Annotated in this window: 1 protein-coding gene; it reads left to right on the forward strand. The window is 45.8% G+C overall.

Annotated features, from left to right (window positions below):
- Window positions 1-437 (forward strand): hypothetical protein (locus ACFC20_RS17645; protein WP_375194121.1); only part of this gene is annotated, 437 nt, incomplete at its 5' end.
- Window positions 438-681: the final 244 nt, after the last annotated feature.

Here is a 681-nt window from a genome sequence, read left to right on the forward strand (position 1 = left end):
CAGGATACGCCACCCCTTCAACCTGCTTCCATACACCAGAAATCACCATAACTCTTTTTTATGAGGGCGAGGGTCATCTCATTGATTTCATATACTCTATCGCTAAGTGGTTATCTCCGCAGAGCTATGTAAACTCCTGCAATCTAATTTTGAACACTTTTCAAAATGAAATGAGTGTTGCAGGGAGAGAGACTATCTGCACTGTCGGTATAGAAAGATTTCTCAAGCATCTTCTGGGAATGCGAATTGGCGCACCAGTATCAACTCCAGAGATCGGAGGTTTTTTGAACTCTTTAATCCGCAAAGCTGCAGAAGAGGTTGGCGAAGAACCGCCGGTAGTAGATCTTCCAGTGTTTAATGAATATGTAGGTGACGATAACAGCGCTATTAGTGGCGGGTATCGTCTTTTGTTGATAAACGTAGGCGATAATGCTTAACAAGTGCATGTTGTCGGACCGGTTTTCCGCTGCGCTCCAAACCAGCCGCAAATGCAGGCGTTATGCAGTCGGATTAACCAAGGAGATAGGGAATGCCTGAGTGGGGCGTAGCCTTAATTGGTGTTTTCGTGGGCTTCGTGTTGAACGAAGTAGTTTCGTTCCTCAAACGGTACTGCCAGCTTTCGACGTATCTAACCCGGATCTTTCATAAACACTCCAAATAGCCCTCCAATCCCGCAATCAG

Origin of the sequence: Marinobacter sp. (assembly GCF_041984545.1) — a bacterium.
In the GTDB taxonomy this organism is placed as follows: Bacteria; Pseudomonadota; Gammaproteobacteria; order Pseudomonadales; family Oleiphilaceae; genus Marinobacter.